The following is a 21,799-nucleotide window of genomic DNA, read 5'->3' as shown; positions in this document are numbered from 1 at the left end:
ATCCTATCGATAAAGTTGGATATAACTTCTTCATTGACGTGCTTTATAGAAAAAACAACGGCTAACCGGGTTTATTATTGGAGAGGTACGTTTATGTTGATTCCTGCAAGATATAACCAGGGCGATCTTTAATCACCTATTTAAAAGTAGTCATAATTTACCACCCTTTGCAATGGCCTTTCTCTTCCTGCCTCAAAAAATAGTGTTTTAATCAGTTTGAAAAATAATTCCGGATTCAATATAACCAATAAACTACAGGGGTAGCTTCGTTAAATTTTGTTAAACGCGGCCGGTTTATCGCCTTTAACAATAATAATAACAGATAAACTTTTACCTTTAGGCCAAGGTTTCTTATTTTCGCAAAATAAGATGGTGAGTAGTGAATGGTGAGTAGTGAGTTAAAAGCACTTGTTACTCACCATTCACTACTCACCATTCACTCAAAACAACATGGAAGAGTTCGAAGAAAGCGCATCGGCAAAAAAACAAAAACGATATACATATCTACCGTTTTTGGCATTGCCATGGTATTATCAATGGTTGGCTTACTGGGCCTTATTTTGGTTGAAGCCAACAACCTTTCGAACTACGTAAAGGAAAACATCGTATTGAATGTGTACGTGGATGACGCCGCACATGAATCGGATGTTATGCAGTTGCAGAAACAGATTGAAACCAACCCAATGGTAAAACAGGCGCAATATGTGAGCAAAGAGCTTGCGGCCCGTAACCTGCAAAAAGACCTGGGCGAAGATTTTGTAAAGTTTTTAGGCTATAACCCCCTTTCGCAATCAATAGACGTTTATTTAAAGGCCGAATATGCCAATAACACAGATATCGGGAAGTTTAAAACTGAACTGCTGAAAAACCCGGTGATCAAAGAAGTAAAGTACCAAAAATCGCTGGTTGACCAGATGAATGAGAATATCACAACCATCAGCCTGGTTATTTTGGTTTTTGCAGGGATCTTTGTGGTGCTGTCGGTGGCGTTGATCAACAATACTATCCGCCTTGCCATTTACTCCCAGCGTTTCCTCATCAAATCGATGCAGTTGGTAGGCGCTACAAAGGGCTTTATCCGGAAACCGTTTTTGCTTTATGGTATCTGGCACGGGATATTAGGTGCGTTAATCGCTATCCTCATTTTGGTGGGTACCCTCAGCCTCGCTTATAAAGAAATACCCGACCTGGTGATATTGCGCAATTACACCGAATTCGGCCTTATCTTTTTCGTGATAATTGGCCTGGGAATTTTCATTTCGGGCTTCAGCACGTTTTTGGCAGTCAACAAATTTTTACGCTTAAAAATATATAATTTATACAGGTAAAAAGCGAAAGGTTAAAGCTGAAAGGTTTATTTCGGCAGTAAATCGCTAATTCATTAATTCAACAATTCACTAATTAAAAGATATGGCACAACAACCTGCAAAACAAGTAATTCCGGTTAAAATAACTGCGCCGGTAAAGCCCGCAGTCAAATCACCTGATACCAATTCATTGCATTTTATATTTGATAAAGGCAATTACCGTCTGCTGATCATTAGTATCGCGGTGGTGGCTTTCGGTTTTATCCTCATGTCAGGCAATACCGATATTTACAGCACTACTAAAATTGTGATCGCCCCATTAGTGGTGCTCGGCGGTTTTACAATAGGTTTTTTTGCCATATTTAAGAAACCGGGTAATGGTTGATTACGTTGATTAAGAGCGCGGTTGATTGAGTTAATCGAACTCAACTGCCATATATCTTGTCATCCTAACTCAATCCACCACGATCAACTTATTCAATCCATTCACATGAATATTATACATGTAATAGTCCTCGCTATAATTGAAGGAATTACGGAGTTTTTGCCAATATCTTCAACGGGCCACATGATCATTGCCTCTTCGGTAATGGGTATAGCTTCCGATCCGTTTGTAAAACTTTTTACCGTTGCCGTTCAATTGGGCGCTATTTTATCTGTAGTGGTTTTGTACTATAAAAGGTTTTTACAGTCATTTAATTTTTATATTAAACTTTTAATTGCTTTTATACCGGCAGCCGTTTTTGGCCTATTGTTCAGCAAAAAAATAGATGCAATGCTTGAAAGCGCGCTGACTGTGGGTATTACCATGTTTGTTGGCGGTATCATTCTTTTGTTTGTTGATAAATGGTTCAACAAGCCAACGGTAACTGCTGAAAAAGATATTAGCCGTTTAACCGCACTTAAGATCGGCTTTTTTCAATGCCTGGCTATGATCCCCGGCACATCGCGTTCGGCCGCTTCTATCGTGGGTGGTATGTCACAAAAACTAACCCGTACGGCCGCCGCTGAATTTTCATTCTTCCTGGCAGTGCCGACTATGTTTGCGGCTACAGCTAAAAAGCTATGGGACTTTCATAAAGACGGGTATACCTTTACGGGCGACGAGATTAAACTATTGGTTATCGGCAACGTGATCGCCTTTGTCATCGCGATGATCGCTATCAAATCATTCATCACTTTTTTAGAGAAAAAAGGATTTAAACTTTTTGGCTGGTACCGAATTGTAGTTGGGGCTGTTATTATTGGTTTAATCCTGAGCGGCTACAATTTACAGGTGGTGTAGAGACGCAATACTTTGCGTCTTTGATTTTTATGCTGCGCAGATGCAACATTTAATGTAATCCGGAGACGCAAAGTATTGCGTCTCTACCAATTTCAATATAGCAGCTGGTCGTAAGGATACCTTTCCACATGCATGGCTTTTACTTCTTCGTATAAAAGCGACCTGAATTCCTCTATGTTTTCCTTTTTAGTGGCCGATATAAAAATGGCGGGGCTGTTATTTTTAGCCATCCAGCTATTTTTAAAGTCGTGCAGGGTAATAGGTTCTGCCTGTTCTTCCATTCCGTGCTGAAGCGGCTTAAAGGCATCTATTTTATTGAATACGGTGATGGTTTTTTTATCTATTGCGCCGATGTCCTTTAACGTTTCGCTTACCGTGCGGATCTGGTCCTCAAAATTAGGGTGCGAAATATCTACCACATGAACCAATATATCCGCCTCACGCACCTCATCAAGCGTCGACTTAAAACACTCTACCAAATGGTGAGGCAGTTTGCGGATAAACCCAACAGTATCCGATAACAGGAAGGGTACATTTTCAATCACCACCTTCCTTACGGTAGTATCGAGCGTTGCAAAGAGCTTGTTCTCTGCAAAAACCTCCGATTTGGAGATCATATTCATAATGGTGGATTTGCCAACGTTGGTATAACCTACCAAAGCCACCCGGATCTGCTGGCTCCGGTTTTTACGCTGTGTGGCGTTCTGCTTATCAATAAGTTTTAGTTTATCCTTCAGCAGATCTATTTTGTTCAGGATCAACCGGCGGTCAGTCTCAATTTGCGACTCGCCCGGGCCACGCATCCCGATACCGCCTTTCTGGCGTTCAAGGTGGGTCCATAAACGGGTCAAACGGGGCAGTAAATATTGTAACTGCGCCAGTTCCACCTGCGATTTTGCCTGGGCCGTTTGTGCCCGGCCCGCAAAAATATCCAGGATCAGGTTATTGCGGTCGAGGATTTTTACCTGTAACTCATTTTCAATATTGCGCAACTGCGAGGGGGTGAGCTCGTCATCAAAAACCACCATATCTATCTCTTCAGCAGTAACAAATGCTTTGATATCTTCCAGCCTGCCCGAGCCGACAAAGGTGGCCCTGTCAGGCCGCGTCAATTTCTGCGTAAAACTTTTAACGGTTTCCGCGCCTGCGGTAGCCACTAAAAATTGCAGCTCCTCCAGGTATTCTTTCGCTTGTTCATCTGTTTCACCCTGGATGATCACCCCAACCAAAACAGCACGTTCCTGCTTCACAGCAGTATCATAAAATTTTTGTTTCATTAAGTAAATGATTTAACAATCAGGGTACAAATTTAGTGAAATGGAAAGGATTACGTGACATAACCAATGTTTTAGATTTGATATCAAGAACTATAAGGAAAGTAAATCGAATGAACTGTTGATAATACTTAAAAATAAATCCAATTTGTTATTTTTTGTACTTGCTTTAAAGTTTGCTTAACATAAAATGAACCAGATAAATTGTTATTTTGAATAAAAAACAAAGGGTGCAAGCAGTAGCAACAGATTACGAAATTAAAAATTCGGAAAAAAACAAACTTGGCAAGTCAGATAGAGAATTTCACGACTGGTACAGATTTGTTCTTTCATATCCTCCACATCTCGTCAGAAAGTATATAAATGAATTTCGCTTAACATCGGAAGACCTGCTTCTTGATCCTTTTTGTGGCACGGGCACAACGCTCATAGAGGCTAAACTGCAAAACATTCCTTCGATTGGTATTGAAGCAAACAATTTTGTCCATTTAGCTAGTGCTGTAAAAATAAATTGGGAAATAGATCCAATCGCTTTATTGAAACACGCAAATGTAATTAGCGACAATGCCCTCAAAGAATTTGGTGAACAGGGAATTTTCGACGATCCCCTGCTAAATTCTGGGGAAGCCCGTTGTTTAAGGAAATTAAGTGACGAACAGGGGAAATTAATTTTGAAAAATTCAATTAGCGCCTTACCTCTTCATAAATCTCTTGTTCTACTCGATCAAATAAATAAATATAAGGAAACGTCCTATTATAAATACTTTGCAGTGGCCTTTGGTAATTCGCTGGTATACCAAGTGAGCAACCTTCGTTTTGGTCCAGAAGTGGGAATTGGGAAAATAAAAAAGGATGTTAACGTAGTGTCAACGTGGTTCAAACAGATGCAAATGATTTGTGACGACATTCAATCATCTAAAGGAAAGTATTTTGCCAAATCTGAGTCCATTTTTTCCGATTCCAGAAATTTAAAAAACCTACTTAATGGGAGAAAAATATCTGCGGTTATCACATCTCCGCCATACCCTAATGAAAAAGATTATACCCGTACAACCAGGCTTGAATCTGTATTATTGGGGTTTATAAATAGTAAAGAAGAATTAAGAGTATTAAAAAAATCTTTATTGCGCTCAAATACAAGAGGAGTTTATAAGGGGGACAGTGATGACGATTATGTAAAAGGCTTTCCAGAAATTCAAAGAATAGCCGATGAAATTGAAAATAAAAGAATCGAATTGGGAAAAACGTCAGGCTTTGAAAGACTTTACCATAGAGTAACAAAACTTTATTTTGGTGGGATAGCGAAGCATCTTATTGAATTGCAGTCTGTTTTAAAACCTAATGCCCAATTGGCTTACGTTGTAGGAGATCAAGCATCTTATCTACGTGTAATGATTCCTACCGGCAGACTCATAGGTGAGATTGCAGAATCATTAGGGTATGAACTTGAACGGATTGATTTATTTAGAACAAGGTATTCGACAATAACGAAAACGAATTTAAATGAAGAAGTCGTGATCTTAAGATGGCGTGGTTAAATTACTGAAAATAATATGGCAAAAATAAATCGTTATTCGCAAATAATAGAATCCATTTTCTTTAATTCTTATCAAGCCGGCGCAACTGAAATACCTTTTACCAGGGAAGAAATTGAACACACAGCGGCTAAATTGGAAATTAAACTGCCAAAGAATTTGGGTGATGTTCTTTATTCTTTTCGGTATCGTATTGCATTGCCTAAAACAATAATTGATACGGCACCAGAAGGGTTTGAGTGGATTATCCGGTCAACAGGCCGCGCCTTATATAAACTCGTTATAACCAAACAAACCTATTTTAAACCAACAGAGCATTTAGCAGAAACAAAAATTCCAGATTCTACGCCAGGTATTATTAGCAGTTATGCGATGAATGATGAACAAGCACTTTTAGCAGGTATCAGATATAATCGCCTTATTGATATATTCACGGGTTTGACTTGCTATTCATTACAAAGCCATTTGCGAACAACGGTTCCTGAAATAGGGCAGGTAGAAACTGATGAAATTTACATTGGTATTGACAAAAGAGGCGTTCATTATATCATTCCTGTACAAGCCAAGGGCGGCACTGATAAATTGGGCGTCGTGCAAATTGAGCAAGATTTTGCAATTGGCGCATCAAAATTTCCGTCTCTGATATGTAAGCCGATTGCAGCTCAGTTCATGAATAATAAAGCAATTGCTCTTTTTGAATTTGAGATGTATAATAATGAAATAGTAATAACAACTGAAAAACATTATCGTTTGGTTGCCCACGGTGAGCTGACAACAGAAGAATTAGAAAATTATAAAACGAGAAGCCAATAAAAGGGCAACTGTTACCACCCTTTTAGTCTGAATATTACTATTGCTAAAAATCTATTTACTATTAGCACTCATATAGTCCAAAGTCAAATTACACAAAGCTTTTACACCCAATGCAAATCCGCTTTCATCAATAAAAAAATCGGGCGAATGGTTTGCGGGAGTAGTTTTTGGGTCGCCGCCTTTGGGCATGCCGCCTAAAAAGAAAAACAAACCCGGTACTTTTTGCTGGTAAAAACTAAAGTCCTCGGCGCCTGTAACCGCGGGACCAATACTTACGTTTGCCGCGCCGGCAGTTTGCTGCAATGTAGCACCCATTTTAGCGGTCAGTGCCGGGTCGTTATAAGTCACCGGGTAATTATTGCCCATGGTTACTTTTGCAGTTGCCCCCTGCATTTCGGCCGTTTTTGTGGCAATTTCATTTACTTTATCCCACAGCAATTTTTTATCCGCATCGGTAAACGACCGTAAGGTGCCGTCCATCTCCACGGAATCAGGGATGATATTGCCACGGTTGCCGCCTTTGATGGCCCCAACGGTAACAACAGCCGGGTTTTCAGTAAGGTTTATATTACGGCTTACGATGGTTTGCAGGTTATTGATGATCTGGGCCGAGATCACGATCTGGTCGGTACCCATCCAGGGCATTGCGCCGTGCGACGATTTGCCCTTTACTACTATATGGAAACCGTTTACACCAGCCATCTCGCCGCCGGGCCGGTACACAATAGTGCCCGTTGGGATGTAAGAAATAATATGTTGCCCGAAGATCACGTCCACTTTGGGATTTTCAAGTACGCCTTCCTTAACCATTTCTTCGGCGCCGCCAACTTCTCCCGGCGCCAGGCCTTCCTCGGCAGGCTGAAAAATAAACTTTACGGAGCCATGCAGCCCGCTTTTCATAGAAGTGAGTATCTCGGCAACCGCCATCAGCATCGCCATGTGTGAGTCGTGCCCGCAGGCATGCATTGCGCCCACTGTTTGGCCCATATAGGTCGTTTTAGCAGTTGATGCGAATGCAACGGGTGTACGTTCGGTAACCGGCAAAGCGTCCATTTCGGAACGGAGGGCAACCACCGGGCCGGGTTTGCCGCCGCGCAGTATACCAACCACGCCGGTTGTGGCTATTCCTGTTTTTACCTCGAGCCCGAGCGATTGCAGATATTTGGCGATGATGTCCGCCGTGCGGACCTCGTGGTTACCCAGTTCGGGGTGCTCATGAAAATCTCTGCGCCAGGCGATCACCTGTTTTTCCAGGGAATCGGCCTTCCGTATCACTTCTTTTTTTAGCAGAGCGGTTTGAGCATAAGCAGCGCTTGATAGGGCACAAAGGAGCAGCAGGCAAAGTTTTTTCATCTGTGATTTTTCACTAAGATAAAAAGAAGGCGCCGTAATCCTAAGCACCATGGCATATAAAAACGGAAAGAATGGCCTATAAATTAACTGGACGCTGTGTTTATACGGATTTTTCTTTAAAAATACAAGCAAAACACAGAATTTATTGGCGTACCAGGTGTCCCAGGCTTATTCATCTGTATCGGGTGGTTCAGGGGGCCCGGGGGGGGGCGTCAGTTAACAAGGCGCCCAACTATCGCCTGCAAACGTCTGTACCATACAACTTGAATTGGTTTTATTCAGCCGTAAACACCTCCAGCGCTTTTTCAATCCGCCTGATGGTTTCCACCTTTCCAAGCAGCGCGGCAATGTCAAATACATGCGGGCCAAATTTACCACCTACCAGCATAATGCGGAAAGGCAACATCAGCTCGCCTACTTTGATGGCTTTTTCTTCGGCGTGCGCTTTGAATGCCGCTTCCAGGCTGGCCTCATCCCATGCCTCTGTTGCACCAAACAGTGTTATCAGGCTGATGAAAAACTGAGTTTTGGCATCTGTCCATTTGGGCTTTACGGAATTGGCATCATATTCCTTCGGCTGCTCAAAAAATAAGCCGCCTGCTGGTAAAAATCAGGCAGTAAAACAACGCGGTCCTTTATTTTATCAATAACTTTCAGCAAATAGGCCTCATCTGAAACCACAACGCCTTTGTCCTCCAAAATCTTTTTGACTTCAGACTTCAGACTCAAGGCTTCAGACTTCTTAATCCATTCTGCATTGAACCATTTGGCTTTTTCGAAATCAAATTTCGCGCCGGCTTTGCTTACGCGATCGATAGAGAATTTTTCGATCAGTTCATCCAGCGAAAAGAGTTCCTGATCGGTCCCATCGTTCCAGCCGAGGGTAGCCAACAGGTTTAAAAAGGCTTCGGGCAAAAAGCCCAGTTCGCGGAACCCCGGGGTAAGTTCTCCTGTTTTTGCGTCAAACCAATTCATGGCATATACCGGGAAACCCAGGCGCGCACCATCGCGTTTGCTTAATTTGCCATGGCCATCGGGTTTTAATATCAGCGGCAAATGCGCCCATTCAGGCATATCGGCTTTCCAGCCCAAATACTCCCAGAGCAATAAATGCACCGGGGCCGATGGCAACCACTCCTCCCCGCGGAAGGCGTGCGTGATCTTCATCAGATAATCATCCACCACTACAGCCAAATGATAGGTTGGCATCCCATCGGCTTTTAATAATACTTTATCATCCACCTGGTTGGTTTCAAAACTCACATTGCCGCGAATCATATCGGTAAAACTCACCCTTTCATCAGCCGGCATTTTTATACGGATAACATGCGGGGTATGGGCATCTAACAGTTCATCAACCTCATGTTCGGTTAACGAGAGTGAATTGCGCAAACCATCACGGTACACCTGCCCGTATTGAAAGTTGGGGATCTCTTTACGGTTTTTGTCCAGTTCTTCGGGGGTATCAAAAGCGTAGTAAGCATGGCCCTGGCGCACCAGTTTTTCGGCATACTCGCGGTAAATGGCTTTGCGTTCGCTCTGGCGATAGGGAGCATAAGGGCCGCCGGCCACCGGGCTTTCATCCGGTGTTAAACCGCACCATTTTAAACAATCCAAAATATAATCCTCGGCGCCTTCAACGTAACGGTTCTGGTCGGTATCTTCAATCCTTAAAATAAAATCGCCTTCATGCTGTTTGGCAAAAAGATAATTGAACAATACCGTACGCACGCCACCCAGGTGTAAACCGCCTGTAGGGCTTGGCGCAAACCTTACTCTAACTTTTTTATCGGACATAGTGGGACAAAGATAGGGAAAGTCCGGAAGTCGGGAAGTCCGAAAGTCCGAAAGACGAAAATTGTTGTAATGCTGTGCGTGTTGGGTTACACCGCAATTCCCTCATAGCGATGAATTTTAAACCTTGAGTGTTCGAAACAAAAACAATTGCAGCTACCCTCTTTTTTGCTTGCAAAAGAGAGGGTCGACCAGCGGAGCGTAGTCGGGGTGAGTCAACCCCGGCGGACATTACCGCCAATGCATGGCGGCGAGTTTACTCACCCCGGATTCGCTTCGCCTGCCTGCCGGCAGGCTCTCCGACCCTCTCTACGGCACGCCGTAAAGAGGGTGAAAAAAAAAGTTTCGAACACTCTAGATTTTAAACCCATCGCTATGGAAAAGGCCGGCATACAAACCCAATTTCGCACTTTCCCCACTTTTTCCGTATTTTGGGCAAAATTATCTTTCGGACTTTACTGACTTTCCGGACTTTCGGACTATACCCATGAACCCGTACCAACAAAAAAAACGCTGGAAATACTCGCTGCTCACCTTCGCGGTGGTTATCGCCAGTGGCTCATTGCTATACACCAGTTATTTGGTGAGGAATATAGCCAAATCAGAGCGAACCCGCGCGCAGGTATGGGCCATGAGCATGAAACAGGTGCTGGCGTCAGACGATAATGACTTTTTAAGTTATGTTTTTGCTGTACGCGATAGTTCGATAGTGCCGGCAATCGTTACCAATAACAGGGGAGACATCCAACTTTCAAGGGGCCTTGATCCAACCAAAACCTTTATCAAACTGGAGGCCGAGGATAATACACCGGGCAAAATTCACAAAAAATACGATATAGCGTATTTTAAAGCCGAGCTGGCTAACATGAAGAAGCAGCATACGCCAATTAAATTGAAGGTTTTGGATACCGAATGGCTGGTATATTATAAGGATTCGGATTTGCTTACCCAGCTAAAATACTTCCCTTACATCCAGCTTTCTGTTATCGCGATATTTTTATTACTGGCTTATACGGCTTTCAGTTCGTCGCGCAAGTCGGAACAGGACCAGGTTTGGGTGGGCCTTGCCAAAGAAACGGCCCACCAGCTGGGTACGCCCATCTCGTCGTTAATGGCCTGGATTGAGCTGATGAAGGAGAAATTCAACGCAGAAGATGATCCATTGATCGGCGAAATGGAAAACGATGTGAAACGGCTGGAAATTGTGGCCGACCGTTTTTCAAAGATCGGCTCGAAACCGCAACTGGAAGAGCATAAAGTTTATGATGTGGTGAAGGATTTTGTTGATTATTTTAAAATACGTGTAAGTAAAAACATCAGCTTCGAGTTAACCGGTAACCCGCACCTGCTGGCCGGCATCAATGTACCCCTGTTTGACTGGGTGCTGGAAAACCTGATGAAAAATGCTGTAAACGCAATTGAAGGCAAGGGTAAAATAAAGGTGGACATCTCCGGGAATAAGATCAAAAAACAGGTGTTTATTGATATTTCGGATACTGGCAAAGGTATTCCCCGTTCGAAATTCGATACGGTGTTTCAGCCGGGTTACACCACCCGCAAACGTGGCTGGGGGCTTGGCCTCAGCTTAACCAAACGAATGGTGGAGAACTACCACGACGGGCAGATTTTTGTGCGCGATTCGGAAATGGGCAAAGGAACAACTTTCAGGATTATATTAAAAAACATACGACATGATAAACAGACCGCAGCCTGATGAATATTCTGCATTTGCCGCCCGGTACGTAGACCTGGTGGGCAATGGCCCGATTATTGAAATACTGGAGTACCTGCAGCAAATGACCTACAACCTATTTTTAAGGATAGATCCGGATAAGGCGGCATATGCCTATGCAGACGGTAAATGGACAGTGAAGCAGGTAGTAGGCCACATTACCGACACCGAAAGGGTATTTGCTTACCGTGCGCTTGTTTTCTCGCGCGAAGCGATAGCGTTGCCGGGTTTTGACCAGGATGTTTATATGGAAAAAGCTACTTTTAACAGCCGCTCACTGGAAGACCTGGCCAATGAGTTTAATACAGTGCGTGAATCAACCCTTTATTTATTTAAATCATTTACCGAAGAGCAAACCTTGCAGAAAGGGATTGCAAGCGGCAATCCGGTTTCCGTCAGGGCTTTGGCCTATATGATTGCAGGCCATGAGATGCATCATATTAAGATTTTGAAAGAACGGTATTTGTAATTGGTTGATTGGGTTGGATTAAGTTGATTAAGTTAGATTAAGTTGGAAAACAACCACTCACCTAATCAACTTAATCTAACTTAATCAACTTAATCCAACTCAATCAACCTTCTCACCATTCTTATCAGCTTCCTTTTTTTCGATCCTGTAGGAAAGGAATAAACCTGATCCGCCAAATATGGCGATTAAGGCAAAGTAGATAGCTACATTTCCGCCATCTTCCATATCGCTGATTTTACTGAATAAGGTGTGATCCAATACATAGGCTAAAAACAAGCCGGTACCGGCACCTATCAGTAACAATCCCCATTTAAGGGTTTGAAAAGGTGCTGATTGGGGTTTATACCTGCGTGGGTCCATCCCACGTTCAATCATGGCCAGTCTTTCCCGTTTTGCCAGGTATACAATGCCAAAGATCATGGCGAATAATGCTAAAGGAACTATGATTCCGGCCATTACGCCTAATTCTGCTGCGCGATCCATAATATTTATTTTTTAAAAGTTTATAAATGTTTTTTGTTTTAAACACCCCTTCCGGTGTATTTGCAAGCTATGACGACCTTGTTTTTAAGGAGGTTACACTCTTTAGAAAAAAAGTTTGCAGTTAGTAATTTGCAGTTGGCAGGCTTAACTTGCAAATGGGCGCGATTCAAATGCTCGCGTTGGCGCCGACCGTTTTCTTAAACAAAGGGGCGCCTGGCATGAGGGCGACAAGCGCATTGCTCCTGCTGCAAACTGCTCACTCCAAACTGCAAACTAAATAAGTATATTTACAAATGGTGTAACCTCAACAAGCAAACGCACGTCAGAGAGCTATAACAAATGCAAAGCAAGCTTTCAGATACCGAGTTGATTGAACAGACACTGGCAGGAAACCAGGCGGCTTACGCCGACCTGGTGAAGCGGCACCAGCGTTTTGTGTTTACTTTGGCGATGCGTTTTGCTAAGGTGAGGGAAGATGCGGAAGAAATAGCGCAGGATTGTTTCATCAAAGCATATCGTTCGCTGGCATCTTTCCAGGGGCAATCAAAGTTCAGTACGTGGTTGTACAGCATTGTTTATACTACGGCGATGACGTTTTTACGTAAGAAGCGGGTGGATACAGATTCAATTGATGACGAAAATACCATCATTCAACTGGAAAACCGTCCATCAGGTTATGATGTTAACAATGTAGAAAATAAATCGAGGTCCTTTTACCTTAACCAGGCGATTGACCAGCTTTTGCCCGATGATGCGGCTATTATAACGATGTTTTACAAAGGCGAGCAATCGCTGGAAGAGATAGCGCAGGCATTGGGGATGGAGGCAAATACGGTTAAGGTAAAATTATTCAGAGCGCGCCAGCGTTTAAAGGAAAAGCTGGAACGCAATTTAAAATACGAAGCTAAAGAACTGATATGAATAGCATAGAGGAAATACTTTGGAACTATATTGATGGTAATTGCACGCCCGAGGAGCAAAAAATCATTAAAGCGCTTATTGCCGGGGATGAAGCATACAGGATGAAGTACCAGGAGTTATTGAGCCTGGATAAGGAGTTTTCGGCAATTGAACTGGATGAGCCATCAATGGCTTTTACTTATAATGTATTGGAAACCATCCGTACCGAAAACGCGATGGTGCCCCTTAAAGCCAGGATCAATAAAAAGATAATTATCGGCATAACCATATTCTTTGCGGTTACCCTTGTGGCTATGCTGGTGATGGTTTTTGCAAGCGTCAACTGGTCGGCGGTAGGCGCGCCTGTCAATTTGACATATAGCGTTAAAATGCCGAGCATTGACCCTGGAAAAACCAAAATTGCAGTAGAAGGCTTTGTGTTTTTTGATGTAATACTGGCATTATATTTACTGGACAGCTACCTGCGTAAAAAGGCGTCAGCAACGCAGGGTTAATACGTTGTATGGCAAAACCGACAAATTCTGCAAAAATGTTCAGTTTTCTGGCAATTTGGAACATCAAAAAAAGATGATTTTGAAGGGATGTTCATTATCAGGGTTGTGTTTTGCGGTTGGTACAATAATTGTAATATGGTAAACTGACTGGCACTCGCCAGTTAATTGTGATAAGGTTTAGGTTGAAAGTCCCCCGCGCAAAGTGGGGGGCTTTTATTTTTTATGCCCCTGCAAGTCCTCTCATTCCACTATCGTGTTTTTAAAGTTTTGCGATTAAAACTGCATTGTCTTACTGCAGCCTTTTTTAATAACGAATACCTGAATTTTTTTAGCCAGGCGTAAGCAATTAAAAGTGATGGCAAAATCACCGCGGTAGCTTTTTTTTTAACATTTGTATCGAAACTACAGGATGTTACGTATTACTATTTTAGTAATAACCAACCGCTTAACGGATAAAGAATTCTGTTTAATAGAAAGGGATTCCGTTAAACGGAAAAGAATTGCCGGCACAATCGTTCTTTTTTTATGCTATAAGTCATTTTTTTTAACACAAAAATTATTTATATTTAGTGGCAACTTAATAACATTACAATTAGTACCAACTTATTACATTAACACCCCTATTACATGATCGCCAAACGAATACTCCTTCTGGGGATTGTTCTGGTTTTTTTTACCTGTAGTTGTAAAAAAAATAAAATACCTGTTACTCCCCCAACCCGCGATACCACCACAAAACCTGGCGGTGGTGGCACCGCTCCGCCTCCGGGCCAACCCAATATTATATTTATACTTGCTGACGATATGGGTTATGAAATGCCTACGTTCGACGGCGGGGAATCTTATAATACTTCTCATTTAGATAGCCTTGCGGCAAATGCAATGGTATTCAATCAATGCAGGGGCACCCCCCTTTGTTCACCATCACGCGTCGAATTGCTGTCAGGCGTTTATAATTACCGGAATTACCTTCAATTGGGCTGGGGAGCATATAACCGTCAATATATTTCGTACGCCAAGACGCTTCAAAATAACGGGTACAAAACCTGCGTGGTAGGAAAATGGCAGTTGGATGGCGGTAATACCGCAATTGAGGATGTGGGTTTTGATGATTATTGTGTTTGGGACGCAAGCACCCTTTCCAGGGTCGGTTATATGTATAAAGATCCCACTCTGTATGATCCAATGGGCGTTTTGCCAATGAATGTAACTATCGGTAAATACAGCGAAGACATTACCAGCGATTATGCATTGAGTTTTATAGATCAAAATAAGGATAAGCCGTTTTTTATCTACTATTCATTTATGCTGGTGCACCAGCCCCATCAACCTACGCCATTAGATGCATCATTTCAGTCGTTTGATGATCGAATTGACGATACAACGTATATAGGTTCAATGACCCATTATTTAGATTTAAAAGTTGGCGTTTTAATAAACAAATTAAAGGCTGACGGTTTAGATAAAAATACAATTATCGTTTTTACCGGTGATAATGGCAGCGAAGTGACTTATCATTCCCTTTATAAGGGCAAAATGGTTGCTGGCGAAAAGGGGCAAACTACGGAGTTTGGAACACATGTGCCGCTTTTTGTGTATTGGCCAGGTTATATTACACCCGGGGTTAATAACAACCTGATAGATTTCACCGATTTTGCCCCTACTTTTTTGGATATGGCAAAAGTAAAAAGCAGGCCACCCGGTGACGGAGTTTCATTTTATCCCCAGTTATTTGGCAACAATGGGAACGCACGTAATTGGACGTATTGCTATTTCGACCCCTACCCGTTCCTGGTGCCAAATGTGTTCACGACGACTAAGCCGATTAGCTATGCCCAGGATACTGAATATAAGCTCTATAACCTTGGTAATCGTAAGGGGTTGTTTTATCATTTTACAACAGATCTTGATGAAAGATACCCAATTAAGCAGCCAACACCGGCAGAGCTTGTTATAAAACAAAAACTTCAAAAAGCGTTGAGCCAGGAGCAATTGCCATGAGCCGGTTTTAAGAGCTATTACATAAAGATGAGGTTAAGCAACACTATCGGATCATTAGTATTATTTGCATTGCTTTATGCGTGCGAAAACAAACACAAGCCTGATATTCATATTTCAGGCCTAAAAGAGTCGCCGGTAAAAAATGTAAAAGTGGCAGTTTGCTGTTCATCAAATACACCAGCCAGGTTTGCAGTGCTGGCGAAACCCGCCAAAACAGAAATACTGCACAATGATAATGGAACTGCCATCTCAAAAAATGGGATGACCTGGATCCCCGCCGGTTCGTTTATGATGGGATCAGCCGTTAAACAGGCTTTTCCCGATGAATTTCCAAGGCATAAAGTAATCCTTGATGGTTTTTGGATGGATAAAACGCTGGTTACCAATAATGAATTTGATGCCTTTGTAAAGGCCACCGGGTATATTACCACGGCCGAAAGAAAACCCGATTGGAATGAATTGAAAAAACAGGCCCCTCCAGGCACACCAAAACCCGATGATAAATTGCTTGTGCCTGCTTCATTGGTGTTTACGCCGCCGGATCACCCGATCAGCCTTACCGACGTGAGCCAATGGTGGTCGTGGAAAAATGGCGCCAACTGGAAACACCCTCATGGGCCGGGTAGTGATATAAATGGAAAAGGAAATTGCCCGGTTGTACAAGTATCGTGGTATGATGCCCAGGCCTATTGTAAATGGGCACATAAACGTTTACCAACAGAAGCTGAATGGGAATGGGCCGCCAGGGGAGGTTTGATTGACAAAGAATATGCCTGGGGAAATGAGCCAGTCAATGTCGGAAAACCCAAAGCTAATATATGGCAGGGGCATTTTCCCGATCAAAACACATTGGTTGATAAATTTTACTATACCTCTCCGGTAAAGTCATTCCCCCCGAACGGTTATGGACTGTATGACATGGCTGGGAATGTATGGGAATGGTGCAGCGACCTCTATAGTTCTAAATATTATAGCACGATCAATACGATTAATGGCGTTCGCAATCCGGAAGGGCCAGCTAAAAGTTACGACCCCATGGCGCCCTATGCGCAGAAAAGGGTACTGCGGGGAGGCTCATTTTTATGTAACGATAGTTATTGCTCGGGCTTCCAGGTTGCCGCAAGGATGAAAAACACCGAAGATAGCAGCACCGAAAACGGTGGCTTCAGATGTGTTAAGGATAAATGAATTTTTAATATCCGGGAGCACAGGACGAAACCATTTTTTAGAATCATTGCTGCATGATGGTTACTGGTTTCTTTGAAATTTAAAACAGCTTTTAAATAAGGACGCGCCGATCATATTCCCAACCCGTTTTTATTCCACTACCAGCACAATCCTGCTACTTTTAGCTACCTGATATCGTACCAATCATCTGTCCTGAATGGTGAAGCAGGTAAATTTGCCCCATTATATAAATTGCAGGCCGGGTTATTTGCCCAGGCATAACGCACAGCAACAGGTATGGCAACCCTGTTACTCATTACTGTTACTTTATTTCCGGATATATAAGCCAGGGCGGGGTAGAATTTTTTATCAGCACCCGCTATGGTAAATCCTTTCAACGTGTCGCCCTTCACAAGCAGGCCATTATCGGTATGGGTAAATTTCAGTTCAATTTTATTGCCCCTAATTACCTGTGATTTATAAACAGGTCCCGAATAGGGTATATTTTCGTTATAAGTTTTTGAACGTGCTATTAATGCCAGGCGGCGCCCTGCTTCCTGTTTGTTTTGGGGGTGTATCCGGTACGCATCGCCTATATCAATGGTAACGGCCATACCTGTATTAGGCAGGCTGAGCGCGCTTAACTGGGCGTCGCGCAGTGCGGGCCAATCAGCTGCGGGCGGTTGGTCTGTTGCAGCATAATTAGCGATCTGCACAAAATAAAAAGGAAAATCGCCTTCGCCCCAATGCCGCCTCCAATCCTTTATTAACAGGGGGAACAGCTGGCGGTATTGACTGGCCCTATCTGCATTACTTTCACCCTGGTACCATATTACACCTTTTATTGTGTAGGGTAAAATGGGGTTGATCATGGCGTTATAAATAAGCATTGGCCGATTAGGGCTGTTTGATTGTACCGGCGGCTGTGGCAATAACGTAAGCACGTTGGCTTCGTGATAAACCCATTCCCCCGCCAAATCAATCTGACCAGTAGTATCGGCAGCCGGCGTCAATTGCAATGGGCCCTTGTCAATACCGCCAAGGCCGCCGTTATCAAAAACACGGATGGCAACGGTGTTTTCGCCGGTTTTTACCAGGGTCCCGGGAATGGTATAGCTTCGTTTATAAAAAAACGATTCGGTATGACCTATTTCGGTCCCGTTAAAATAAGAAACATCGTAGTCATCAATCCCGCCCATGTTTAGTTTTAAGTCCTTGCCGGCCCAGGATGCCGGAATGATCACCTTTTTCCTGAACCAGATAGTACCATCATAGGCGGGGACGCCTGCTTGTTCCCAATAGGCCGGCAGTGTCATTTTTTGCCAGGCAGAATCGTCAAAAGCCGGCTCGGCCCAAATTGGCTTACTTTGCCGAAAACCCGGATCCTTATCATTGACAGCATCTATCCACTCCCTTACCTGCGTTTGATACTGCGCATCAATTTTTTGCTGTGTGAGGCCACCTTCAATAGCTTTTACAAATGGTGCAAAGGCGGGCATTGTTTTTAAGGCGCTGCCGCTTGTCCAGGCCTCGGCAACCGTGCCGCCCCAGGTACTATTGATAATACCTACAGGTATATGTTTGTCAGCAAATAAATTCTTTGCAAAAAAATAAGCTACTGCCGAGAAATTGCGTACGGCTTGAGGATCGCATATGGCCCAGCCGCCTTTGGTCTGCACGTGGGGTTGTGGAGTAAAGCTGGTTTTATTATCAATCTTCAGCATCCTTATTTCGGGGTAATTAGCCGCATCCATCAACTCTTTTTCCAGGTTAAGTACATCGCCATAAAAACCGGTTAAAGGCATTTCCATATTTGATTGCCCCGAGCATACCCAAACCTCACCAATCAAAATATTTTTCAGCGTCGATATTTTGCCATCATCAAATGTAATGGTATAGGGCCCCCGTAAACAGGTGTATTTATTTTAAGTTGCCAGTTACCATTTGCATCGCCGCTAACTTTATAGGTTTTGCTATTCCATGAGGTTACAATGGTAAAAGGTTTACCTGCAGTTTCAGTTCCCCAAAGGTTCACTTTTGTTTGCTGTTGCAAAACCATGTTATCGGTAAAACAGGCGGGCAGCACAATTTGCGCAGCGCCTGTATTAAAAATAAAAAAAAACAAACCGGGCAATAATATCCTGCCGTTAACAAGCTTATAAAACGTTTTAGCAATCATGCCGTAAAACTATTAAAATTAAATTACTTGATTCATACCGTTTTATTTGCATTTTGCATGCCAGATAAAATATGCTCCGCGGGCGTTTTATGAGGCAAATACTGCAAAATAAACAACAACTATGCAGGCGGCATGGCTTTACAATGGATTGAGGCAAGCCATGCTGAAAGTTGTGAACCCATTGGAGACTGACCGGTTAACAAACAAACGCAAACCAATTTTAAAATCCCGATGACAGCTAAAAGCGTCATCTCATTTATAACCAGCTTTAATCCACCCAGAAACATGAACAGGATTAAATTTTTACTGCTAATTGCCGGCGTGTATTTATTGATGGCGCCCTGTAAACTGACGGCTCAGCCTGAAAAAAAACCGAGGGTAGTAGTGATGACAGATATCGAGGCCGACCCGGACGACGCTGAATCATTGGTGCGTTTTTTAACTTATTGCAATGAATGGGATGTAGAAGGTTTGATTGCTACCACCTCTATCCACCAAAAGACGAGGGTTGCCCCGGAAAGCATTTTAAGAATACTGGATGCTTATGATAAGGCACAACCCAATTTACTTAAACACGAGCAGGGCTACCCTGCGGCATTGACATTGAAGGGAAAAGTAAGCTATGGACCCGCCGTTTACGGCATGGAAGGTGTAGGGCAGGGGCACGATTCGCCAGGCGCTGAATTGATTGTTAATGTGTTAAAAAAGCCCGATGCCCGACCCGTATGGTTTACGGTTTGGGGTGGCACCAATGCACTTGCACAGGCGCTTTGGAAAATTAAAAACACGCTTCCGGCTGCCGATGCAGAGAAGATCTATAAAAAGGTAAGAATTTATACCATTTCCGACCAGGATGACAGCGGCCCATGGATCAGAAAGTCTTTCCCTTCAATATTTTTTATTGTAACACCTGGATATAACTATACGAGGGCAACTTGGCTGGGTATGTCATTTGGTATGCCGGGGTCGAACACAGAAGTGGTATCAGCAGATTGGCTGGCAAAAAACATACAACAGGGCCATGGCCCGCTTGGCGCTGCTTACCCTGATGTTGCTTATGGCATGGAAGGCGATACGCCCAGTTTTTTAAACCTGGTTGACAATGGGCTCAGTGACCCTGAACATCCTGATTATGGTGGCTGGGGCGGGCGATATGAATATTACCTGCCAAAGTTTGAAGATTCCAACACAGGCCGCTTCCACCGGGACAATTGGCCGAAAGACGAGCCGGAAACGCGTCCGATATGGACGAACGCTAATGACTCGTTGATATCTCCCGTTGACAAAAAGGGCTATAACAACAACCAGGCTACGATCTGGCGCTGGCGTTTGGAGTATCAGAACGATTTTGCAGCCCGTATGCAATGGACAACCAAAAGCTATAAAGAATGCAATCACCCCCCGGTTCCACACCTCGCATCCGGCGATAGGATGACAGTAAAATCCGGGCAACAGTTCCACCTCAGCGCAGCCGGGACCAGCGATCCTGATGGCGACTCGCTAAGTTACCTGTGGCTGCAATATGCTGAGGCTGGCACTTACAACGGCCACATTAGCTTTGCGCCCTATTCAGCAAACATCTACGATGTGCCTGTAACCGCGCCGGTTGTTGATAGCGCAGTAACCATCCATTTTATTTTGAAAGTTACCGATAAGGGGACACCCGCATTGACAAGATATAAACGGGTGATTGTAACGGTTTTACCAAAGTGAGGTTATTTAAAATAGTGTAAACCCTATTTTAATACGTAAGCATATAAACAACTGATTATTAAATATTTACAGAACTACTGCTTTTGAATATGTAAACCTTTTGTAAACCCTTTTTTGTGCTTTTTGTGTTCAATGAACTTGTAGATTTACGGTTGGTCAATTTATGGTTGACACGACGCTAGCCGCTGAACATGATCAAGAAAATGAATGGCTCATCATTCGCAGTTGTTAAAAGCTTCCAGGTATTTGTGGATGTAAAATTGTTTACTTAACGTTTTATATTGCATGATAAACCTGGGGTGCTCCAATGCGACGATCTTTTTAAAGAAATGATTTTCCTGGTTAATCCTGCTTAAAAATTGTTCGTTTTTTCCGGTGCCAAAACAAAAGCAAACATCTGTTTTTACATCTAAGGCAATCTGCTTTCTGATATTGTCCACAATGGGTTCCGTCACAGCTTTGCTCAGTTCCTTACTATCGTAATAATTGTAATTCTTTTCTTTCCCGTTTGCTTCAACCTTTGTAAAACCAAGTGGAAACAGTGAGTTGATGTAGAATTTTTTATAAAACGCTTCAGGGCCGCCAAAAGCGTTGATCATGTCATACACAAAAACCGAAGAGGGCTCGTGCGTTGGTTTGCCTTTATAATCGATATGACATTCCGAGACTAATCTTTTTGGATCAGTAAAAGGGATACCCGTTAGCCCACCGCCAAACCTGCCAGGGTTAATACCCAATATCAAATGGCGGGTATTATAGTCGTTGTAATATTTATGGTAAAAAGCGTCCGCAATTTGCATGGTTTGCGCAAATTCCTTAAAAGGATTCATAATCCGGATCCCCTCCGGAAGCGCCGGCCCGGTATACTCCAGGTTTCTATTGAACAAGATTACTTTATCGGCAAACGTCATAAGGCAAGGTAAATGTTTTTCCCTGAATTCTATCAGCAGCGACAACCAGGCCCGCAGCTATTATCAGCATGTTTTGGCTCAGGTTTACCCCGTTCAATTTCGGCAGGTGTTGCCGCCCTGATACTGTCAATTTTAACGTTGATGAAATAGGTTTCCTGTGAATTATCGTCAATGGTAAATTTGATCAGTTTGGAAAACCCCGCAGGCAGGCCGTCCAATCCTTTTTCAAGCCCCGGCAATATATCGCCAGATCCATGCAAATATTCAACAGGAGGTTTATCCATTATATCTTCCAAAACCTCGCCCTGCCCGTTTTTCATTACGTATCTTATAGCAACTACAGTATTTGCCGCAACTTCCATCTTTTA

Annotated in this window: 19 protein-coding genes and 1 pseudogene; 12 read left to right on the top strand and 8 right to left on the bottom strand. The window is 43.1% G+C overall.

Features of this window, described 5'->3' with window-relative positions:
* The first annotated feature begins 383 nt into the window (after positions 1-383).
* The 3 genes from MgSA37_RS27290 (at position 384) to MgSA37_RS27280 (ending at position 2,592) form a co-directional block, all read left to right on the top strand.
* Positions 384-1,328 carry a cell division protein FtsX gene (locus MgSA37_RS27290; protein WP_317046617.1) on the top strand — a complete coding sequence of 315 codons (945 nt, stop codon included), beginning with the start codon at positions 384-386 and terminating at the stop codon, positions 1,326-1,328.
* An 82-nt stretch (positions 1,329-1,410) separates the two neighbouring features.
* A complete protein-coding gene (locus MgSA37_RS27285; protein WP_096356915.1) occupies positions 1,411-1,692 on the top strand; it encodes a DUF3098 domain-containing protein in 282 nt (93 codons plus the stop codon).
* Between the two features lie 105 nt (positions 1,693-1,797).
* Positions 1,798-2,592, top strand: coding sequence for an undecaprenyl-diphosphate phosphatase (locus MgSA37_RS27280; RefSeq protein WP_096356913.1), 795 nt, complete (start codon positions 1,798-1,800; stop codon positions 2,590-2,592).
* Between the two features lie 92 nt (positions 2,593-2,684).
* On the opposite strand, the gene hflX is transcribed toward MgSA37_RS27280, so the two are convergent.
* Positions 2,685-3,869 (bottom strand): GTPase HflX, encoded by a 1,185-nt coding sequence (gene hflX, locus MgSA37_RS27275; protein WP_096356911.1) that lies wholly within the window; start codon positions 3,867-3,869, stop codon positions 2,685-2,687.
* A 209-nt stretch (positions 3,870-4,078) separates the two neighbouring features.
* Between hflX and MgSA37_RS27270 the strand changes: the two genes are divergently transcribed.
* A complete protein-coding gene (locus MgSA37_RS27270; protein ID WP_197706053.1) occupies positions 4,079-5,404 on the top strand; it encodes a DNA methyltransferase in 1,326 nt (441 codons plus the stop codon).
* A 15-nt stretch (positions 5,405-5,419) separates the two neighbouring features.
* A complete protein-coding gene (locus MgSA37_RS27265; RefSeq protein ID WP_096356909.1) occupies positions 5,420-6,214 on the top strand; it encodes an endonuclease in 795 nt (264 codons plus the stop codon).
* Between the two features lie 51 nt (positions 6,215-6,265).
* On the opposite strand, the gene MgSA37_RS27260 is transcribed toward MgSA37_RS27265, so the two are convergent.
* Both MgSA37_RS27260 and gltX read right to left on the bottom strand, forming a co-directional pair.
* Positions 6,266-7,567 (bottom strand): amidohydrolase, encoded by a 1,302-nt coding sequence (locus MgSA37_RS27260; RefSeq protein ID WP_096357787.1) that lies wholly within the window; start codon positions 7,565-7,567, stop codon positions 6,266-6,268.
* A 274-nt stretch (positions 7,568-7,841) separates the two neighbouring features.
* Positions 7,842-9,364, bottom strand: a pseudogene (gltX, locus tag MgSA37_RS27255) (glutamate--tRNA ligase).
* Between the two features lie 484 nt (positions 9,365-9,848).
* On the opposite strand from gltX, the gene MgSA37_RS27245 reads away from it, so the two are divergent.
* Complete coding sequence (locus MgSA37_RS27245; protein WP_096356905.1) at positions 9,849-11,075, top strand: sensor histidine kinase; 1,227 nt, start codon at positions 9,849-9,851, stop codon at positions 11,073-11,075.
* Complete coding sequence (locus MgSA37_RS27240) at positions 11,053-11,562, top strand: DinB family protein (RefSeq protein WP_096356903.1); 510 nt, start codon at positions 11,053-11,055, stop codon at positions 11,560-11,562. The genes MgSA37_RS27245 and MgSA37_RS27240 overlap by 23 nt, the downstream gene beginning before the upstream one ends.
* A 99-nt stretch (positions 11,563-11,661) precedes the next feature.
* Here MgSA37_RS27240 and MgSA37_RS27235 read toward each other — a convergent pair whose 3' ends face one another.
* The gene (locus MgSA37_RS27235) at positions 11,662-12,045 is read right to left on the bottom strand and encodes a DUF6249 domain-containing protein (protein WP_232010744.1); all 384 of its coding nucleotides are present in this window, start codon (positions 12,043-12,045) and stop codon (positions 11,662-11,664) included.
* Positions 12,046-12,384: 339 nt separating this feature from the next.
* Between MgSA37_RS27235 and MgSA37_RS27230 the strand changes: the two genes are divergently transcribed.
* The 4 genes from MgSA37_RS27230 (at position 12,385) to MgSA37_RS27210 (ending at position 16,649) form a co-directional block, all read left to right on the top strand.
* The gene (locus MgSA37_RS27230) at positions 12,385-12,966 is read left to right on the top strand and encodes an RNA polymerase sigma factor (protein WP_096356901.1); all 582 of its coding nucleotides are present in this window, start codon (positions 12,385-12,387) and stop codon (positions 12,964-12,966) included.
* Positions 12,963-13,460 (top strand): anti-sigma factor, encoded by a 498-nt coding sequence (locus MgSA37_RS27225; RefSeq protein WP_096356900.1) that lies wholly within the window; start codon positions 12,963-12,965, stop codon positions 13,458-13,460. The genes MgSA37_RS27230 and MgSA37_RS27225 overlap by 4 nt, the downstream gene beginning before the upstream one ends.
* A gap of 627 nt (positions 13,461-14,087) precedes the next feature.
* On the top strand, positions 14,088-15,461 hold the full coding sequence (locus MgSA37_RS27215; RefSeq protein WP_096356896.1) for a sulfatase-like hydrolase/transferase: 1,374 nt from the start codon (positions 14,088-14,090) through the stop codon (positions 15,459-15,461).
* A 27-nt stretch (positions 15,462-15,488) separates the two neighbouring features.
* Entirely contained in the window at positions 15,489-16,649 is a 1,161-nt protein-coding gene (locus MgSA37_RS27210) for a formylglycine-generating enzyme family protein (protein ID WP_096356894.1), read from the top strand.
* A 164-nt stretch (positions 16,650-16,813) separates the two neighbouring features.
* On the opposite strand, the gene MgSA37_RS27205 is transcribed toward MgSA37_RS27210, so the two are convergent.
* Complete coding sequence (locus MgSA37_RS27205) at positions 16,814-18,439, bottom strand: sialate O-acetylesterase (RefSeq protein ID WP_197706052.1); 1,626 nt, start codon at positions 18,437-18,439, stop codon at positions 16,814-16,816.
* A gap of 47 nt (positions 18,440-18,486) precedes the next feature.
* A complete protein-coding gene (locus MgSA37_RS28915) occupies positions 18,487-18,807 on the bottom strand; it encodes a hypothetical protein (protein ID WP_197706051.1) in 321 nt (106 codons plus the stop codon).
* A gap of 285 nt (positions 18,808-19,092) precedes the next feature.
* Between MgSA37_RS28915 and MgSA37_RS27200 the strand changes: the two genes are divergently transcribed.
* Complete coding sequence (locus tag MgSA37_RS27200; RefSeq protein WP_096357783.1) at positions 19,093-20,520, top strand: DUF1593 domain-containing protein; 1,428 nt, start codon at positions 19,093-19,095, stop codon at positions 20,518-20,520.
* Positions 20,521-20,735: 215 nt separating this feature from the next.
* On the opposite strand, the gene MgSA37_RS27195 is transcribed toward MgSA37_RS27200, so the two are convergent.
* Both MgSA37_RS27195 and MgSA37_RS27190 read right to left on the bottom strand, forming a co-directional pair.
* On the bottom strand, positions 20,736-21,431 hold the full coding sequence (locus MgSA37_RS27195; RefSeq protein ID WP_096356893.1) for an SMUG2 DNA glycosylase family protein: 696 nt from the start codon (positions 21,429-21,431) through the stop codon (positions 20,736-20,738).
* Between the two features lie 32 nt (positions 21,432-21,463).
* A complete protein-coding gene (locus MgSA37_RS27190; RefSeq protein ID WP_096356891.1) occupies positions 21,464-21,793 on the bottom strand; it encodes a peptidylprolyl isomerase in 330 nt (109 codons plus the stop codon).
* Positions 21,794-21,799: the final 6 nt, after the last annotated feature.

It is taken from the genome of Mucilaginibacter gotjawali, from assembly GCF_002355435.1.
Lineage (GTDB): Bacteria > Bacteroidota > Bacteroidia > Sphingobacteriales > Sphingobacteriaceae > Mucilaginibacter > Mucilaginibacter gotjawali.
The sequence above is the reverse complement of the archived record's forward strand: the minus strand, read 5'-3'. Positions and strand labels throughout refer to the sequence as shown.

Excerpts from the sequence above, each read along its gene's own strand:
- MgSA37_RS27200 (WP_096357783.1), top strand. The coding sequence starts at position 19,093 with ATGAACAGGATTAAATTTTTACTGCTAATTGCCGGCGTGTATTTATTG.
- MgSA37_RS27280 (WP_096356913.1), top strand. The coding sequence starts at position 1,798 with ATGAATATTATACATGTAATAGTCCTCGCTATAATTGAAGGAATTACG.
- MgSA37_RS27215 (WP_096356896.1), top strand. The coding sequence starts at position 14,088 with ATGATCGCCAAACGAATACTCCTTCTGGGGATTGTTCTGGTTTTTTTT.
- MgSA37_RS27235 (WP_232010744.1), bottom strand. The coding sequence starts at position 12,045 with ATGGATCGCGCAGCAGAATTAGGCGTAATGGCCGGAATCATAGTTCCT.
- MgSA37_RS28915 (WP_197706051.1), bottom strand. The coding sequence starts at position 18,807 with ATGATTGCTAAAACGTTTTATAAGCTTGTTAACGGCAGGATATTATTG.
- MgSA37_RS27285 (WP_096356915.1), top strand. The coding sequence starts at position 1,411 with ATGGCACAACAACCTGCAAAACAAGTAATTCCGGTTAAAATAACTGCG.
- MgSA37_RS27195 (WP_096356893.1), bottom strand. The coding sequence starts at position 21,431 with ATGACGTTTGCCGATAAAGTAATCTTGTTCAATAGAAACCTGGAGTAT.
- hflX (WP_096356911.1), bottom strand. The coding sequence starts at position 3,869 with ATGAAACAAAAATTTTATGATACTGCTGTGAAGCAGGAACGTGCTGTT.
- MgSA37_RS27260 (WP_096357787.1), bottom strand. The coding sequence starts at position 7,567 with ATGAAAAAACTTTGCCTGCTGCTCCTTTGTGCCCTATCAAGCGCTGCT.
- MgSA37_RS27240 (WP_096356903.1), top strand. The coding sequence starts at position 11,053 with ATGATAAACAGACCGCAGCCTGATGAATATTCTGCATTTGCCGCCCGG.
- MgSA37_RS27205 (WP_197706052.1), bottom strand. The coding sequence starts at position 18,439 with ATGGAAATGCCTTTAACCGGTTTTTATGGCGATGTACTTAACCTGGAA.
- MgSA37_RS27290 (WP_317046617.1), top strand. The coding sequence starts at position 384 with ATGGTGAGTAGTGAGTTAAAAGCACTTGTTACTCACCATTCACTACTC.
- MgSA37_RS27245 (WP_096356905.1), top strand. The coding sequence starts at position 9,849 with ATGAACCCGTACCAACAAAAAAAACGCTGGAAATACTCGCTGCTCACC.
- MgSA37_RS27190 (WP_096356891.1), bottom strand. The coding sequence starts at position 21,793 with ATGGAAGTTGCGGCAAATACTGTAGTTGCTATAAGATACGTAATGAAA.
- MgSA37_RS27210 (WP_096356894.1), top strand. The coding sequence starts at position 15,489 with ATGAGGTTAAGCAACACTATCGGATCATTAGTATTATTTGCATTGCTT.
- MgSA37_RS27265 (WP_096356909.1), top strand. The coding sequence starts at position 5,420 with ATGGCAAAAATAAATCGTTATTCGCAAATAATAGAATCCATTTTCTTT.
- MgSA37_RS27225 (WP_096356900.1), top strand. The coding sequence starts at position 12,963 with ATGAATAGCATAGAGGAAATACTTTGGAACTATATTGATGGTAATTGC.
- MgSA37_RS27230 (WP_096356901.1), top strand. The coding sequence starts at position 12,385 with ATGCAAAGCAAGCTTTCAGATACCGAGTTGATTGAACAGACACTGGCA.